Source organism: methanotrophic endosymbiont of Bathymodiolus puteoserpentis (Logatchev) (assembly GCF_900128525.1).
In the GTDB taxonomy this organism is placed as follows: domain Bacteria; phylum Pseudomonadota; class Gammaproteobacteria; order Methylococcales; family Methylomonadaceae; genus Methyloprofundus.
Genome location: NZ_FQTQ01000181.1, coordinates 22,848 through 39,821, shown reverse-complemented (window position 1 = coordinate 39,821; position 16,974 = coordinate 22,848). Strand labels below are relative to the sequence as shown.

Here is a 16,974-nt window from a genome sequence, read left to right as displayed (position 1 = left end):
TTTTACCAGCTACTTGTTTTAATGAAAGTCTCTATCGCAGACTGAATACCCTGCTTAATTTCATTACTATAATCGCCTGTGTCGTCAATCTTTTTCATTAGATCAGCGTGCTCAGACTTCATATAAGATTGTAAAGCAGCTTCAAAATCAAGTACTTTATTAACCTCTAAATCATCCAGAAAACCTTCGTTCGCAGCATGCAATGAAACACCCATTTCAGCAACTGACATAGGCGAATATTGACCTTGTTTCATCAGTTCAGTAACACGTTGTCCACGTTCAATTTGTTTGCGTGTACCTTCATCTAAATCAGAAGCAAATTGAGCAAAGGCTGCTAATTCACGATACTGAGCTAAATCAAGACGCGTGCCGCCCCCTAGCTTCTTAATGATTTTAGTTTGTGCTGCACCACCTACTCGTGATACTGACAAACCCGCATTAACCGCTGGACGAATACCTGAATTGAATAAATCAGACTCAAGGAAAATCTGTCCATCAGTAATCGAAATTACGTTAGTGGGTACGAATGCCGAAACATCGCCACCTTGAGTTTCAATAATTGGTAATGCAGTTAAAGAACCTGTTTTACCTTTTACTTTGCCGCCAGTTAGCTTTTCTACTTCATCCACATTAATTCTAGAAGCTCTCTCTAGTAAACGAGAATGAATATAGAAAACGTCTCCAGGGTATGCTTCGCGACCTGGAGGACGACGTAGTAGCAATGACATTTGACGATATGCCCAAGCTTGCTTAGTTAAATCATCATAGACAATAAGAGCATCTTCGCCCTTATCTCTAAAATATTCACCCATTGAACACCCTGTATAAGGGGCAATGAACTGTAACGCAGCAGATTCAGAAGCAGTGGCACAGACAATAATCGTATGAGCCATTGCCCCGTGCTCTTCTAGCTTACGCACTACATTAGCAACTGATGAACGTTTTTGACCGATCGCTACATAGATACATTTAACGCCTGTACCTTTTTGATTGATAATCGCATCAATCGCAATTGCTGTTTTACCTGTTTGGCGGTCACCAATAATCAATTCTCGCTGACCACGGCCCACTGGAACCATGGCATCAATTGACTTCAATCCTAATTGTATTGGCTGGTCAACTGATTGCCTTGAAATTACACCGGGTGCAATTTTTTCAACCGGTGACATTTCTTGAGCGTCAATTTCACCTTTAGCATCGATTGGATTACCTAGCGCGTCTACAACACGCCCTAGCAGTGCTTCACCTACAGGTACTTCTAGAATTTTACCAGTACATTTAACGGTATCGCCTTCTGTAATATGTTTATATGCACCTAGCATAACAACACCTACAGAATCTCTCTCTAAGTTTAGAGCCATACCGAAAGAGTCACCTGGGAATTCAAGCATTTCCCCTTGCATAGCCTGTGACAACCCATGAACCTTTACAATACCGTCAGTTACACTAACAACGGTACCTTCCGTATGTGCTTCGACATTAACGTCAAAATTTTCGATCCGTTTCTTAATCAGATCACTTATTTCAGATGGTTTTAATTGCATATTTTTTCTCAGTCTAAGCTGTTAGATCCTTTTAGCTAGTTGTTGAAGTTGACCACTAATAGATCCGTCAATTACGCTGTCACCAGCTCTCACTAAAAATCCACCGATTAAAGAGTTATCGACACTTGCGTGAATATTAACGTCTTTATTTAGCTTCTTTTTTAGTGACAATGCAAAACTTTTCTCTTCTGCTTTGGTTAAGGCATAAGCTGTTATAACATCAACATCGACATAACCTTCATCTTCAGCCTTATAGCTTTCAAATAATTCCGCAATTTGTGGAGCCAAATATAGCCTGCTATTTTCGATCAATAATTTTAGAAAATTTAAACCTTCACCTTTTACTTGATCTTGACAAATCTCCTGCATTAGCTGGACTAATCTATCTTCGCTAACTTTAGGGTTATTGATAATGGCAGATAAATCTGTATCTTGGATTGCAGCCGAAAGAAAAGCTAAAGCATCAGACCACTCTTGCGAATTGCCTGTTTCTTTTGCTCTTTTAAATGCCGCTTCTGCGTATGGCCTTGCCAAAGTTGCTAATTCACTCATTATGCTTGACCTAATTGCTCAGATACTTTGCTGATAAGATCTTTGTGCTTAGCTTTGTCGATTTCTTGTTTTAAAATCTGTCCAGCCGCTTTTAGTGCTAACGCTGATACTTCTTTGCGCATAGCTTCTTGAGCTTGCTGCATCTCTTGTTCAATTTGCGCTTTAGCCGCATCAATCATACGCACGCCTTCTACCTTAGCTGTGCCTTTTGATTCTTCAACGATTTCATTCGCTCTTTTTTGAGCAAGATTAATAATATCAGCTGATTGTTGTTTCGCCTCTCTAAGAACAGTTGCAGCTTTTTTTGCTGCCAATTCCATATCGTGCTGGCCTTTTTCAGCCGCTGCCAATCCTTCAGCAATTTTTGCTTTACGTTCTTCGATAGCGCCAATTAGTGGTGGCCAAATATACTTCATAGTAAACCATACCAGAAGTGTAAATGTTATCATTTGACCGATTAGCGTAGCATTAATACTCACTAGCCTTCCTCATGTTGCTGTTAAAATAACTGATGAGTGTCTTATCCTGCAACTGCTTCAACAGCAGACAGGAATGGGTTAGCGAATGTAAAGAATAACGCCATACCAACACCAATCATAGTTACCGCATCAAGTAGGCCCGCAACAACGAACATTTTAACTTGTAGCATAGGTACCATCTCTGGTTGACGAGCTGCGCCTTCTAGGAATTTACCACCTAATAGACCGAAGCCTATCGCTGTTCCTAATGCACCCATACCTAAAACCAGACCTACTGCAATAGCAGTCATACCTTGTACATCTGCAATCAACGCTGCAAGTTCCATAATACCTCCAAAAGTATTGTTATTTAAAGTTTAAAGAAAATCTTAATGGTCTTCATGCGCCATGCTTAGGTATACAACTGTCAATACCATAAAGATGAAAGCCTGAAGAGTAATAATCAAAATATGAAACACTGCCCATGGAAAACCCAGTAAAGGCTGAATATACCAAGGTAATAGTGCAATCAATATAAAGATCAGTTCGCCCGCATATAAGTTACCAAATAGACGTAAAGCAAGTGAAATTGGTTTTGCAATTTCTTCAACCAATTTTAATAGTAAGTTGAAAGGCATCATCCAAGGGCCAAAGGGAGTACAAGTTAGCTCTTTTGCAAAGCCCACAACCCCTTTAATTTTGATACTATAGAAGATAATCAAGCAAAACACACTGATTGACAACGCAAAGGTTGCATTTAAGTCTGTGCTAGGCACCACGCGCATATATTCCATGCCCATCATACCTGCTACAGCGGGTAATATATCAACTGGAAATAAATCCATAAAATTCCACAAGAATACCCAGATAAAAATAGTCAATGCTAAGGGAGCGATTAACTCGCTTCTACCATGAAAAGTATCTTTAACTTGCTGATCAACAAATTCAATAATCATTTCTACAAAAGCTTGGCTTGTGCTAGGCACCCCAATAGTTGCCTTTTCTGCAGCAACTTTAAAAAACCAAACAAATAAAGCACCTAAAACTGCCGAGAAAAATAAGGTATCTAAATGCAAAGACCAAAAACCTTCACCTACAGACAGCGGTGTTAAATGGTGAACAATATATCCTGTTGCGCCTTCTGCCGCATGTGCCTCAGTAGCCATCTTTCCTCGCTTTAATCTAATTAATATTTACGTATCAATAACGCAAACCAAAAAACTGTTAATGCTGACATATAAACCGTCAACATCGCTATAACATCTAGCCTTGGGTCTTGAAAAATTACAGCAAATAGTATTGCTGTCATAATTAATTTTCCAGATTCTCCTGCATAAAATGACTGGACAACTTTTTTCGCCTCCTGCCCCTTATGCTGGCTAACTTTTCGAGCAAAATATACATTTGGAATTAATGCCGCAATCCCGCCATAAAAGGCAGATTTAGCACTTAATTCGTTACCCAGAAAATAAAAAGCTATAATTGCAAATAATATAATGCATATCTGCCCAACAATAACCTTAGCAAAAACTGAGAGTTTAATTTTTTCTTCCACAAAAGCTAATCAAAAAGTTTCCGAATTATATCTTTCAGGGCATATTTAAGCAAGAATGATTTTATTTTACTTTCCCTACTATCGCTCCTTAACCCAAGGAATACGCATTTCACTAAACCTGAAACTTTAGGTCATATAGTACCACAAGCCCTCTGTCCTCAGGCGGTGCTTACGAGCATTATTGAAATCTTAATTCCTGAGCTAATTTTGATCCGATTTAAAAATTGTGTTTTAAATTAAACCGACTCACAATTCCATCTAATTCATCTAGGCTGCTATAATCAATAATCACCGAGCCTTGACCATTTTTTTTATGCTTAATAGTAGTTTTAGCCCCTAAAAAATCACTTATTGCTTCTTGCAACCGCAAGGCATCTCGATCAAATACCTTTTCCTTTACTTGCTCTGTAGCCTTCTCATTTTCTTCGCTTGCTTTTTGTACTTTTTTCACCAGCGCTTCAGTGACCCGTACTGACAAGCCTTCATCAGCAACCTTAATAGCAAGTAATATTTGTTTTTCTGCCGACAAACTTAATAACGCCCGAGCATGCCCCATACCCAGCTGACGATTCATCAAAAATACTTTTACTGCCCCCTCTAATTCATTTAGGCGCAATAAATTAGTTACTGTTGTTCTTGACCGACCAACAGCTTCAGATATTTGCTGGTGCGTTAATTCAAATTCAGCTACCAGCCTTAGCAGCGCTTCTGCTTCTTCTAGCGGGTTTAAGTCTTCACGCTGAATATTTTCTATCAAAGCAATTGCCATTGCAGCACGATCTTCAATATCTTTAATAACAACAGGGACTTCAGTCAAGCCAGCTAACTGGCCTGCACGCCAGCGTCGCTCACCCGCAATAATTTCATAACGATTATAAGCAACCTCGCGCACAATAATCGGCTGTATGATGCCTTGCGCACGTATTGAATCCGCTAATTCTTGCAAACGCACGGAATCCATATCCTTTCTAGGCTGATACTTACCCCGCTGTAAATATTCAACAGGTAACTCTTGCACACTATCTTTTGCATGCTCTTTAACGACCATATCGCCCATTAAAGCACCCAAACCTTTCCCTAATCCCCGTTTTTTTGCTGACATATGTTATTTCTTTTCTTTTCTGATTAATTCACCCGCCAAAGCAATATAAGCAAGCGCGCCACGCGAACTCTTATCATACTGTAATATGGGCATACCATGGCTTGGCGCTTCCGCTAATCGGATATTACGCGGCACACAAGTTCGAAATACTTTATCTACAAAATATTCAACCAATTGCTCTGAGACATCTTTTGTTAATCGACTACGATTATCAAACATAGTCCGCAGAATACCCTCTAAATATAAGTCTGGATTTGCTGTCTCTCGAATATTTCGTAATGTCTCCATTAATGCCGACAAGCCTTCTAGTGCATAATATTCGCATTGCATTGGCACGAGCACACTAGTTGCAGCGACCATAGCATTTAAAGTCAGCATATTTAGCGAAGGCGGACAGTCAATTAAGATATAATCGTAATCATTTTGCACTTGCTTCAAAGCATTCGCTAATCTACGCTCACGCTGAGTCATCTTCATTAACTGTACTTCTGCCACCGTCAAGTCTGAGTTACCCGCAATCACAGAAAAACCAATATCTGGAACCTGGACAATCATTTCTGAAACAGGTATATCTTCCAATAATAAATCACAACTGGAATACTGTACGGTCGCCTTATTAACACCACACCCCATCGCCGCATTACCCTGAGGGTCTAAATCGATAAGCAACACTTTACGTTTTGCTGCCGCCAAACAAGCCGCCAAATTAACACTCGTCGTAGTTTTACCTACACCACCCTTTTGATTGGTTACTGCAATTATTTTCGTCATGATTTATTTATCCGCACCACACAGCGTTCTGCATCAATACCCGGCACCACAATCGATGCTACTGAATAAATACGCTCTAACTGCTCAAGCTCAGCCACAGGCACCTGCCCTTTCATTGCGATTAACACCCCTTCCGCTTGCAACAAATAATCCGTCCACTGCATTATGTCATGTAAACTAGCAAAAGCACGACTGAGGACGGCATCAAACTCACCTGCCTTTTTCAGTTGCTCGACCCGAGCATGAACAACTTTGACATTTTTTAATTTTAATTCCAAAACTACCTGCTGAACAAAGCGAGTTTTCTTAGCATTACTATCCAGCAAAGTAAATTGCACATCAGGCATAAAAATAGCTAAAGGAATGCCAGGCAACCCAGCGCCAGTCCCAACATCAATAATATTTTTACCTAGAGTGAAAGGTAGTACACTCAAGCTATCTAAAATATGCAAGCGCAGCATTTCTTCTCGATTACGTATCGCTGTTAAATTATAAGTTTTATTCCATTTTTCTATCAAACACACAAAAGCCAACAATAAATTAATTTGCTGCTCCGTAGCACTAATACCCAAATCTACTAGGCCAGTCACCAGCACGTCCCGACTATTATCCATGTTGCTTTTTCATATAAATAAGTAATAAAGAGACTGCCGCCGGCGTTACTCCTGGGATTCTTGACGCTAAACCTAATGTTTCAGGGCGCTGCTTAGCTAGCTTTTCTCGAACTTCATTAGATAACCCCGGCACCAGACCATAATCAAAATCTGCCACTATTTCCAAATGATTGTAGCGCTTTGCCTTATCAATATCCTGTTGCTGTCGATCAATATAACCTGCGTACTTGGCCTGTACTTCCACTTGCTGCAAAACCGAGCCATCAAGCTCCGCCGTATCCGAAAATTCCATTAACTGCACAATATCAACCTCAGGGCGGCGCAATAACTCCATTAAGCTAGCCTCTTTAATTAGCGGCTTACCCCAAACCTCGGCAACACGCACAGCTTCCGAACTGTCTTTTCTAACCCATTTAGCACTTAATTCAGTCTGCAGCTTTGCTATCGATTCACGCTTATCAGTGAAACTCTGCCACCTCTCATCACTAACAAGACTTAACTCACGCCCCTTCTCAGTTAAACGTAAATCTGCATTATCCTCGCGCAATAATAACCGATATTCAGCACGACTAGTAAACATCCGATAGGGTTCTTTCGTCCCTAGCGAAATCAAATCATCAATCATAACACCGATATAAGCCTCATCTCTTGCTGGACACCAACTATCTTTACCTTGCGCTTTTCGTGCCGCATTCAAGCCAGCAATCAGACCTTGCGCAGCCGCCTCTTCATAGCCCGTTGTACCATTGATTTGCCCAGCAAAATACAAGCCCTGCATATGCTTAGTTTCTAATGAAGTTTTTAAATCTCTAGGATCAAAGAAATCATATTCAATAGCATAGCCTGGCCGAACAATTTCAGCCCGTTCAAAACCTACCATAGACCGAACAAACGCATACTGCACATCAAATGGCAAGCTAGTGGAAATTCCGTTAGGGTAATATTCGTTGGTATTCAAGCCCTCAGGCTCAATAAAAATCTGATGTGAAGATCGCTCAGCAAAACGCACAACCTTATCTTCAATTGAAGGACAGTAACGCGGCCCAACACCTTCAATCTCACCAGCATACATAGGCGAACGATCCAAGCCACCACGAATAATATCATGCGTTTTCTCATTGGTACGCGTTATATAACAAGGCACTTGCTGCGGGTGCTGATCAGCTAAGCCCATAAAAGAAAAAACAGGCACCGGCGTATCACCGTCCTGCCGTTCTAAACGCGAAAAATCAATAGTTCGCCCATCAATACGTGGCGGTGTACCCGTTTTTAATCTATCTATATTGAAAGGTAGCTCACGTAATCTATCAGCCAAAGCTATAGATGCGGCATCTCCTGCACGACCACCCGCATAATTTTCCAAACCGATATGAATTTTACCGCCTAAAAAAGTACCTGTCGTTAGCACTACAGATTTTGCTTTAAACTGTAAGCCCATTTGAGTTTTAACCCCAACAACCGTTTCACCTTCAACGATTAGATCAGATACCATTTGCTGAAATAGCATTAAATTCCGCTGATTCTCCAAGGAATTTCTAATAAATTTTTTATACAGCTCTCTATCTGCCTGGCCTCGCGTGGCGCGCACAGCCGGTCCTTTACTTGCATTTAAAATTCGAAAATGAATCCCTGCATGGTCAATCGCTCGCGCCATCACCCCCCCCAACGCATCCACTTCTTTAACTAAATGGCCTTTACCAATACCACCAACAGCAGGGTTACAGCTCATTTGCCCCAAAGCATCAATACTTTGAGTTAGCAACAGGGTTTGCGCACCTGTACGCGCAGCGGCTAAAGCAGCTTCAGTCCCTGAATGACCACCACCAATAACAATAACATCAAATTCTTTTGAAAATTCCACGGGCATATCTTAAAATAAAACAAAGAACCATTTTAGTTTGTTCACAAAAATTTTGCACAAAAGAAATGCTTATCTACTATATTACCCAGGAGTAGCCACAATGAAGAAAAACAAAAATCCTGCTAAAAACAAGGCAATAAGAGCACAAAACCTTGTTGCCAAACACGCACATTTTTTTAACAAAGCACTTATTTTCCAAGATAAAAGTAAATATCAACGCAAAGCTAAACACAAAAACCTGAATCCATTTTTTATGCAATGCATGCATTACATAAAAAATGGATTCAGATTTACTCAAAATCATTACATATTACCTTAAGCTTTACTTCACTCTAAGAAATTCTAGAATCATTTTTAAAACCCACTACTTACCCTACTCATAAAATGCGAATTAAGAGCTGAAATTTATAAATAGTTGATATCAAAAGGTTAGGTATCAGCGCTTGCTCTTCAGTCGCTTGCAATATTTTAAGCATTTGATTTTACAATTCCGATTTAGCCCTTAATTCATATTAAAGCTATTGAGTGCGTTAATAACTGGATGCGTCACTCAACAAGAACATTCATAGTCAACGGAAAAGCCTCATAACAAGTCATTTTTGTCTCTCCTAATTATATTAATAGCTTCTATTGCTTACAAAACGAAGTCATGATATAAATAAACCGTACTTAATTTAAGTATATAATTATAAAACTTGGAGGCCATAATGAAAAAAATATTATCAGCTTTAGCTATTACATTGATGCTTGTTGGTGCGACTGGGTGCATGGATGATCCCGATGGTAGTCAGCAGCACACCACACGAAATACTTAAATCTCAAAGTAATTTAATTATTTTTATATTTGGAAAATTCTAATATTTTCCGCGCGATTGCGATCGTATTGCATGTTGTTTTTCGCCTAGAGCAAGTTACGCTAAATTTTGCACAATCACCTATAGGCGTGATCACACGAAGCATAACATCCAAAGTACTGTGACATTTGACCATCAAAACTCACATTAAAGAGGATACCGCGACTTAAAATAGCCTAGAAGTTTCCGGCACATTGCTTGCATCTTCTGGGACTGTAGCGGGAAACACTATCGCTGTTTCATATAAGAAAAATTAAGCTACAATATTATTTTAAGCAAAAAAAAGCCCAAGTAAACTTGGGCTTTTCTATAACTAGTATCTATTTTTTACTTAGAAAGAAATAGAACTAGAAACTTTTTGCTTGCTGCCATCTGGGTTATCCATGCAACCTGTACCGCCAATTAACATTAAAGAGATAGCTAATAAAGATAATACTTTTTTCATGTTATCCTCCTCAGGATTTAAATTATTATTTTTGTTACGTACTAATCAAAAGCACGGAACAATTTATATCATGACAATAGTTTTGATGCAACACCATTATTTATTTATATGTATTTAGTCGAAACATTTTTACCTAATTAATCACTCGGTCTAAGCCTGATAAATTAATATGTACTTTTTTATCCCGCCAAATAACAGTACCAATATTATCCCACTCACCCGACAAGTTATCCTTACGCAAGTTATCTCGCCACTGCACAGGTGAAACAATAGCCTTATGCTTAATAATAAATTTAGCATGATTAAGATCTAACCCAACCTTAGTACCCCAAAAAGCCGTTACCTTCATAATAAATTTACTCAGCCTATCCGAATTTATATTGGGTGTTACGGCAATATTTGCCCACATAGAATGCACACGCCCCCAATTAGGTGCCAACATACGCCCTTTATCATTAACAAAAGGCAACCACCGCTCTTTGCCCTGAGCATCGATATAAGTAATAGCTATTAGGTCCTCATAGCCGGCAAAATGATCATGCAAGTACAAAGCATGTGGAGTAATCCCCAGAAATGTCGTAGACAGCATCAAAACAGCATTACTCAGCGCGCGTGCCTGATTCGCTAAAGGACTTTCCACCTGCGATAAATTATAAAAACGGTACAAAAACCCATAATGAATACTACTATTTAACTGTAGCACCGTTAACACAACAAAAACTTTAGCCATACGAAGCCTAAACTGCTTAGGTTTTTGCTCGGCATATCGCTCAAAAATTCGAGTATATAAATCTATAGGGTAGGCTTTATTCTCTACAGGCGCCAAACAAGACGCATCACACACGATGCGCTCACGATTATCCGCAATACGACGATAACAGGCCTTAGCAACTTGATAAACACCCGGTAAACGCAGACACCAAGAAAACACAGCCATATAGCGCATTTTTGCAAATATCTGAATATAAGTATCTACTCCAGAATAAACTTTTCCTGACAAGTCGACAGCATATAAATCATCCAATAAGACTTGCTCATCATAAGCTTGTAACTCAGCAGCAGCACCTGATTGTGTTTGTAAATCTTTAAATAGCACACCACGGAAAATATCAAAATGATCAATAATCACCGCCGTACGGTTGCATAAAGGGCAATCTCCATCATAAAAAACCGTCAACTGCGGTGCTTTATACACCAATTTATTTGCCATAGCTCGCCACCAAGAAAAAGGCACCATCAAAACGTAAACTGCGAGCATCCCCAAGCCAAAAGGGTAAATATTAAAACTAATGGTGATCCCAATATGCAATCCGGCACCCACCAGGAAAAAGAACGGCCGAAAGTTACGCCGATAAAACAAAAAGATAAAAGTAAATTGAAATATTAAAATCAAATAGCCAATACTTTTTTGTATCAGTTCATTATTTAACAACCAAGACAAATCCAAAGCTGACATATAATAAGGCATAGAAGATGGCAACCACGCCCCTAAGCCATTACGCCAATGTTCAGCAAATAGTTTATGTATCGCTGAATCAAAATAAAGAAAGCCCAAACAAATTAAAACCGGAAATAGCAAACTTAAAGCACTGACTGTTTTTGGCAAAACAGGCTTATCTGCGTACTTAAATTGCAACTTATAGAGCAAATTATCAATAGATACAGCACGCCCAATAGGCATAAAAATAAGAAAAAACCCGACGCCAATCATAAACAAATCAAAGCCACCATCAAAATCGCGCTGCATAGGCGTAAAATTGACAAAAACAATCCAAAAAATATAATTAGCAATAATAGAAAATTGACTGCGATACCCGACAATAAGCCAGGCAGCGACCACCGCCCACAAACATAAAAACAAAGGAATCATAGGGAATTCCACATCTACGTAAGGAATAGGGTCAAAAATAAGGTGATTAAAATAAAGTAGAAATAAAATTTCTTGAAAGGCAACCATTCCGTATAGAACACGAAAGATACCAATAATAAAGGCAGGGGCTTGACGCTGATGATAACGCGCGACAGCATTAGATAAAGTACTTAGCATTTGTGGCTCAATCTATATAACAAAAAGACTACAGATTATAATGTAATATTGCAAAGCAGACTAAATTCACTAACCACTAGACATAAAAAAACCCGCAAGTTAAAAACTTACAGGCTTTTAGAACAAACAGAATAAGCTTATTACTTACTCTTCGTCTTCAGGCTCAGCGAAAACCCATTTTACGAAGAAATAACCAACAGCAATAACTACTGCTGCAACGGCCATGCCCGCAGGCTCTTTTAACATTTCAGTAACGTCTAATATTGCACCCATGAGTGTCCTACCTTCTTGTGATTTATTATAATTATTACTGCCAAAAAATATGCCAGTAAATGAATGTATCATGATACTTGATGATTCATTGAAGTCAAGAATTTATTGAAGACACCTCGTCCATTTTACAATTAATTTTTCCTAAAGCATCAAATCTCCTTAAATATTGCTACCATTTAGTTTTAATGTAAATTTCCATAATAAAGCTTAGCTGTTTATAATAGTCATTCCTTGATCATTGTGTGTTTTAAGCGGCGCACAAAAGAAAACAACAAAAATAAGGGGTCAACAAATGTTTGGTGGTTTATTATCTATTCTGATTGCAATTTGGGTCTACAGAACAGCAGTACAAGCGAAAACAGGCAAAGTTTTATTTTGGACAGCTGGCGCTGCCATTACTTTCTTTGTCGTACAACTACTCTTTTATGAATTCAATATTATCATTATTGATACTTTTGATGGTAGCAATATCGGCGGTGACTATGACCGCGACTTTACTGATATTGGCGATAGAAAAGACGGGGGCGGTCTCCAAGATGGCTTCTTTGGATCAGTACTTGGAATTTTATTTGAAATCTTACCACTCTTTATGGCGTGGTTAAGTGTTGCACTAATAAGAACAAAATTTATGCTAAAAGAAAGCATCAACTACGCAAACCTAGTTAGCGGCATTAAAGATACGTTTATTGGTATCAAAAACAGTTTCAAAACAACTGACTAAACCAATATAAAGTCCATATCACTCAAAAGCCTAGGTGTCTGCCTAGGCTTTTTTGCTTTAAAGAGCGAAAAGCTGCGCAATATGCAGGCATCACAAGCACGCTAGGAAACAGTCACGTAGCGCAGTGCTGCGTAAAACGTTTTTCTAGTACGTACCTGTGAAGAAACCAAAAAACAAGCAGGTTCAAGGCTTATTGCATTCTCGCTCCTAAACAATAAACGATATAATAGTAACCAGTATGACAATGAATAACACTGTTGCAATCGCTCCTACTATCAAATAACTGGACAAGGATCCATTTTCAAAATCTCTTTGCCTGTTGGCTTTGCTTTGTACGCCAATTGCTGCAGCAAGTACGCTTTGAATAACCTGTTTAAGTGACGGTTTAGACATGCTTAATTCCTCTGTAATATTAGAAAATTACTATATACGCCTCAAGCAAGTAAAGCATTTTTCGCTTTGTTTAGCAACCCAGATAGAACCGATTCCAAGTGACATCTATGAATAAAAAAGAATTTTTAATCCAGCAACTTTCACAACGCATTTTATTTTTAGATGGTGCAATGGGGACGATGATCCAGGGCTATCATTTAGAGGAAAAAGATTATCGAGGTGAGCGCTTTAGTGACTGGGATTCTGACTTAAAAGGCAACAATGACTTATTATCGCTAACTCAGCCGGATATTATCAAAGCTATACATAAGGCCTATTTAGATGCAGGGTGCGATATTATCGAAACCAACACCTTCAATGCTACGACGATTGCCATGGCCGATTACAACATGGAATCATTGGCCTATGAAATTAATTTCGAGTCGGCAAAACTCGCCAAACAAGCGACAGAAGAAGCAAGTTTACAGACACCAGACAAGCCACGCTTTGTAGCAGGAACATTAGGCCCAACTAACAGAACCGCATCAATGTCACCTGATGTTAATGCGCCGGCATTTCGCAATACCAGCTTTGATGATCTAGTCGAAGCTTATAGTGAGGCAGTACGAGGTTTAGTCGATGGCGGTACTGATATACTATTAATTGAAACTGTCTTTGATACACTCAATGCTAAAGCCGCTATTTTTGCTATCGATCAATTTTTTGAGCAGCATAATATTGAATTACCAGTAATGATTTCCGGCACCATTACAGATGCCTCTGGCCGTACTTTATCAGGCCAAACGGCACTCGCCTTCTGGAACTCTGTCAACCATATCAATCCTATTTCTATTGGCTTTAACTGTGCTTTAGGTGCACAAGAAATGCGTCAATATGTAGAAGAACTATCGACTAAGGTTGATACCTATATTTCAGCTCACCCGAATGCTGGCCTACCTAATGAGTTTGGTGAATATGATGAAACCCCAGAAGAAATGGCAGCAGAAATTGGCGACTGGGCGAAAAGTGGCTATCTAAATATTATTGGTGGTTGCTGTGGCACCTCTCCTGAATACATCAAAGCGATTGTTGATGCCGTCAGCCCTTATCCGCCACGAAAAATACCTAAAATAGAAGTCCGTTGCCAATTAGCTGGACTGGAGCCATTTTCTATCGGCAAAGATTCTTTATTTGTTAATGTCGGAGAGCGCACTAATGTCACTGGCTCAGCGCGCTTTAAACGCCTTATTGTTGAAGAAGATTATGATACTGCTTTAGATGTTGCGCGCGAACAAGTCATCAATGGCGCACAAATTATCGACATCAACATGGATGAAGGCATGCTTGAGTCGAAAGAAGCGATGGTACATTTCCTTAACTTGATCGCTTCTGAGCCAGATATTTCTAAAGTCCCTATCATGATCGATTCGTCAAAATGGGATATTATCGAAGCCGGTCTAAAATGCATACAAGGCAAGGGAATCGTTAACTCCATTTCCATGAAAGAAGGCGAAGACGCGTTTATTAAACACGCAAAATTAGTACGCCGTTATGGTGCTGCCGTGATTGTTATGGCTTTTGATGAAGAAGGTCAAGCGGATACTTATGATAAAAAAGTTACTATCTGCCAACGTGCCTACAAAATTTTAGTCGAACAAGTGGGTTTTCCGCCGCAAGATATTATTTTCGATCCTAATATTTTTGCTATTGCTACCGGTATTGACGAACATAATAATTACGGTGTCGATTTTATCGAAGCGACTCGAGAAATAAAGCGCACCTGTCCGCACGCCATGATTTCAGGCGGCGTATCCAATGTTTCCTTCTCTTTTAGAGGCAATAACCTAGTACGTGAAGCGATTCATGCGGTATTTCTTTACCATGCGGTGCAAGCCGGCATGGATATGGGGATTGTCAACGCGGGGCAGTTAGCGATTTACGCCGATGTCCCTGATGAATTACGTAATGCTGTAGAAGATGTCGTGTTAAACCGTATTGATGACGGCACAGATAAATTATTAGAAGTCGCCGAAAAATACCGTGGCGATGCTGTCGTCAACTCCAAAACAGATTTAGAATGGCGCAAATTACCTGTCAACAAACGCCTAGAGCATGCTTTAATTAAAGGCATCACCGATTTTATCGACGAAGACACTGAAGAAGCAAGACTACAAGCTGAAAAAACCCTGCATGTTATTGAAGGCCCGTTAATGGATGGCATGAATGTCGTTGGTGATTTATTCGGCGCAGGGAAAATGTTTTTACCCCAAGTCGTTAAATCGGCCCGAGTGATGAAAAAATCTGTCGCCTATTTGCTGCCGTTTATGGAAGCAGAGAAATCAGGCGAAGTACAGACTAACGGTACAATTTTAATGGCCACTGTAAAAGGTGATGTGCACGATATTGGTAAAAATATCGTGGGCGTTGTCTTACAATGTAATAATTATGAAATCATTGACTTAGGCGTTATGGTGCCAACACCACAAATACTACAGGTCGCAAAAGAGAAAAACGTCGATATTATTGGCCTTAGTGGATTAATTACCCCGTCCCTAGAAGAAATGGTCCATGTTGCCAAAGAAATGCAACGCCAAAATTTCACCATCCCCTTAATGATTGGTGGCGCAACCACTTCACGCGCACATACTGCAGTGAAAATTGAAGAAAATTATTCAGGTACAACTGTTTACGTCCCTGATGCTTCACGTGCCGTAGGTGTTGCAGGAAATTTACTTAGCCCAGAAAATAAAGCTTCCTTTGGTGAAAAACTGCGCACAGAATATGCCGAAGTGCGCGAGCGTCACAAAGGACGTAAAGCAAAAACCAAACAACATAACCTAGAATCAGCACGAGCCAATAAATTTGTTTGGCAAAATCACACGCCTGTGCCCCCCAAAAAGCTAGGTATAGAAGTCATTGATCGCTTCCCCCTAGAAACTCTCGTTTGGTATATAGACTGGACTCCTTTCTTTCAAACTTGGGAATTAGCCGGCAAATACCCTGCTATTTTGGATGATAAATTAGTCGGTAAGCATGCACGAGAATTATTTGAAGATGCGCAAGCGATGCTGAAAAAAATTATTTCTGAACAGTGGCTAGAAGCAAGAGCTGTTATTGGTTTTTTTCCAGCAAACAGCGACGGTGACGATATTATTTTATACACCGATGAGTCACGCACTGAGCGCCTAGAAATACTACATCATTTACGCCAACAAAATATTAAAGCACCGGGGCGACCTAATTATTGCTTATCGGATTTTGTCGCGCCTAAAGACAGTGAGCAAAAAGACTATATCGGTGGCTTTGCAGTCACAGCCGGAATTGGCATAGAAAAGAAATTAGCCGAGTTTGAAAAAGACCATGATGACTACAATAGCATTATGCTTAAAGCGTTAGCTGACCGATTAGCCGAAGCCTTTGCTGAATATATGCACCGTGATGTACGTAAAAATCACTGGGGCTATATTGGTGATGAAGAGTTAAGCAATGAAGAACTGATCAAAGAAAATTATAAGGGCATTCGTCCTGCGCCGGGCTATCCAGCTTGCCCCGATCATACGGAAAAAGCAAAATTATTTGCCTTGCTAGATGTACAAGCTAACACAACAATTGAATTAACCGATAGTTTTGCCATGTACCCAACCGCAGCCGTCAGCGGCTGGTATTTCGCGCACCCTGAAGCACAGTATTTTAATGTCGGCAAAATAACGACTGAACAATTGGAAGATTATGCAAAACGCAAAGGCTTATCTATTGACGAAGCTGAGCGTTGGTTAGTTGGACATTTACAATAAATATTCAAGGA

General features: G+C 39.7%; 16 protein-coding genes. 3 read left to right on the top strand and 13 right to left on the bottom strand.

Annotated elements, in window-relative coordinates; translation table 11 throughout:
* Positions 1-2: 2 nt before the first annotated feature.
* The 10 genes from atpA to mnmG form a co-directional block, all read right to left on the bottom strand.
* Positions 3-1,544 (bottom strand): F0F1 ATP synthase subunit alpha, encoded by a 1,542-nt coding sequence (gene atpA, locus BQ7314_RS13430; RefSeq protein WP_174484202.1) that lies wholly within the window; start codon positions 1,542-1,544, stop codon positions 3-5.
* A gap of 21 nt (positions 1,545-1,565) precedes the next feature.
* On the bottom strand, positions 1,566-2,096 hold the full coding sequence (locus tag BQ7314_RS13425; RefSeq protein WP_174484201.1) for a F0F1 ATP synthase subunit delta: 531 nt from the start codon (positions 2,094-2,096) through the stop codon (positions 1,566-1,568).
* Positions 2,096-2,575 (bottom strand): F0F1 ATP synthase subunit B, encoded by a 480-nt coding sequence (locus BQ7314_RS13420; protein ID WP_174484200.1) that lies wholly within the window; start codon positions 2,573-2,575, stop codon positions 2,096-2,098. Before BQ7314_RS13420 ends, BQ7314_RS13425 begins: the two co-directional genes overlap by 1 nt.
* Before the next feature lie 41 nt (positions 2,576-2,616).
* Complete coding sequence (atpE, locus tag BQ7314_RS13415) at positions 2,617-2,901, bottom strand: F0F1 ATP synthase subunit C (protein WP_080521283.1); 285 nt, start codon at positions 2,899-2,901, stop codon at positions 2,617-2,619.
* A 42-nt stretch (positions 2,902-2,943) separates the two neighbouring features.
* Entirely contained in the window at positions 2,944-3,720 is a 777-nt protein-coding gene (atpB, locus tag BQ7314_RS13410) for a F0F1 ATP synthase subunit A (protein ID WP_174484199.1), read from the bottom strand.
* Between the two features lie 20 nt (positions 3,721-3,740).
* Entirely contained in the window at positions 3,741-4,109 is a 369-nt protein-coding gene (locus BQ7314_RS13405) for an ATP synthase subunit I (protein ID WP_174484198.1), read from the bottom strand.
* A gap of 217 nt (positions 4,110-4,326) precedes the next feature.
* On the bottom strand, positions 4,327-5,211 hold the full coding sequence (locus BQ7314_RS13400) for a ParB/RepB/Spo0J family partition protein (protein ID WP_174484197.1): 885 nt from the start codon (positions 5,209-5,211) through the stop codon (positions 4,327-4,329).
* A gap of 3 nt (positions 5,212-5,214) precedes the next feature.
* Positions 5,215-5,982: a ParA family protein gene (locus tag BQ7314_RS13395; RefSeq protein WP_174484196.1), complete on the bottom strand. Its 768-nt coding sequence runs from the start codon at positions 5,980-5,982 to the stop codon at positions 5,215-5,217.
* Positions 5,979-6,596 (bottom strand): 16S rRNA (guanine(527)-N(7))-methyltransferase RsmG, encoded by a 618-nt coding sequence (gene rsmG, locus BQ7314_RS13390; RefSeq protein WP_174484195.1) that lies wholly within the window; start codon positions 6,594-6,596, stop codon positions 5,979-5,981. The genes BQ7314_RS13395 and rsmG overlap by 4 nt, the downstream gene beginning before the upstream one ends.
* Positions 6,589-8,457, bottom strand: coding sequence for a tRNA uridine-5-carboxymethylaminomethyl(34) synthesis enzyme MnmG (gene mnmG / locus BQ7314_RS13385; RefSeq protein WP_280953892.1), 1,869 nt, complete (start codon positions 8,455-8,457; stop codon positions 6,589-6,591). Before mnmG ends, rsmG begins: the two co-directional genes overlap by 8 nt.
* A gap of 100 nt (positions 8,458-8,557) precedes the next feature.
* Between mnmG and BQ7314_RS13380 the strand changes: the two genes are divergently transcribed.
* The gene (locus BQ7314_RS13380; RefSeq protein WP_174484193.1) at positions 8,558-8,776 is read left to right on the top strand and encodes a DUF7230 family protein; all 219 of its coding nucleotides are present in this window, start codon (positions 8,558-8,560) and stop codon (positions 8,774-8,776) included.
* Positions 8,777-9,889: 1,113 nt separating this feature from the next.
* Here BQ7314_RS13380 and BQ7314_RS13375 read toward each other — a convergent pair.
* Both BQ7314_RS13375 and BQ7314_RS13370 read right to left on the bottom strand, forming a co-directional pair.
* Positions 9,890-11,803: a DCC1-like thiol-disulfide oxidoreductase family protein gene (locus BQ7314_RS13375; RefSeq protein ID WP_174484192.1), complete on the bottom strand. Its 1,914-nt coding sequence runs from the start codon at positions 11,801-11,803 to the stop codon at positions 9,890-9,892.
* 144 nt (positions 11,804-11,947) lie between these two features.
* A complete protein-coding gene (locus tag BQ7314_RS13370; protein WP_174484165.1) occupies positions 11,948-12,148 on the bottom strand; it encodes a hypothetical protein in 201 nt (66 codons plus the stop codon).
* Between the two features lie 220 nt (positions 12,149-12,368).
* Here BQ7314_RS13370 and BQ7314_RS13365 point away from each other — a divergent pair, with 220 nt between their 5' ends.
* The gene (locus tag BQ7314_RS13365) at positions 12,369-12,797 is read left to right on the top strand and encodes a hypothetical protein (protein ID WP_174484191.1); all 429 of its coding nucleotides are present in this window, start codon (positions 12,369-12,371) and stop codon (positions 12,795-12,797) included.
* Between the two features lie 207 nt (positions 12,798-13,004).
* On the opposite strand, the gene BQ7314_RS13360 is transcribed toward BQ7314_RS13365, so the two are convergent.
* Entirely contained in the window at positions 13,005-13,190 is a 186-nt protein-coding gene (locus BQ7314_RS13360; RefSeq protein WP_174484190.1) for a DUF2970 domain-containing protein, read from the bottom strand.
* A gap of 107 nt (positions 13,191-13,297) precedes the next feature.
* Here BQ7314_RS13360 and metH point away from each other — a divergent pair, with 107 nt between their 5' ends.
* Positions 13,298-16,963: a methionine synthase gene (gene metH / locus BQ7314_RS13355; protein WP_174484189.1), complete on the top strand. Its 3,666-nt coding sequence runs from the start codon at positions 13,298-13,300 to the stop codon at positions 16,961-16,963.
* Positions 16,964-16,974: the final 11 nt, after the last annotated feature.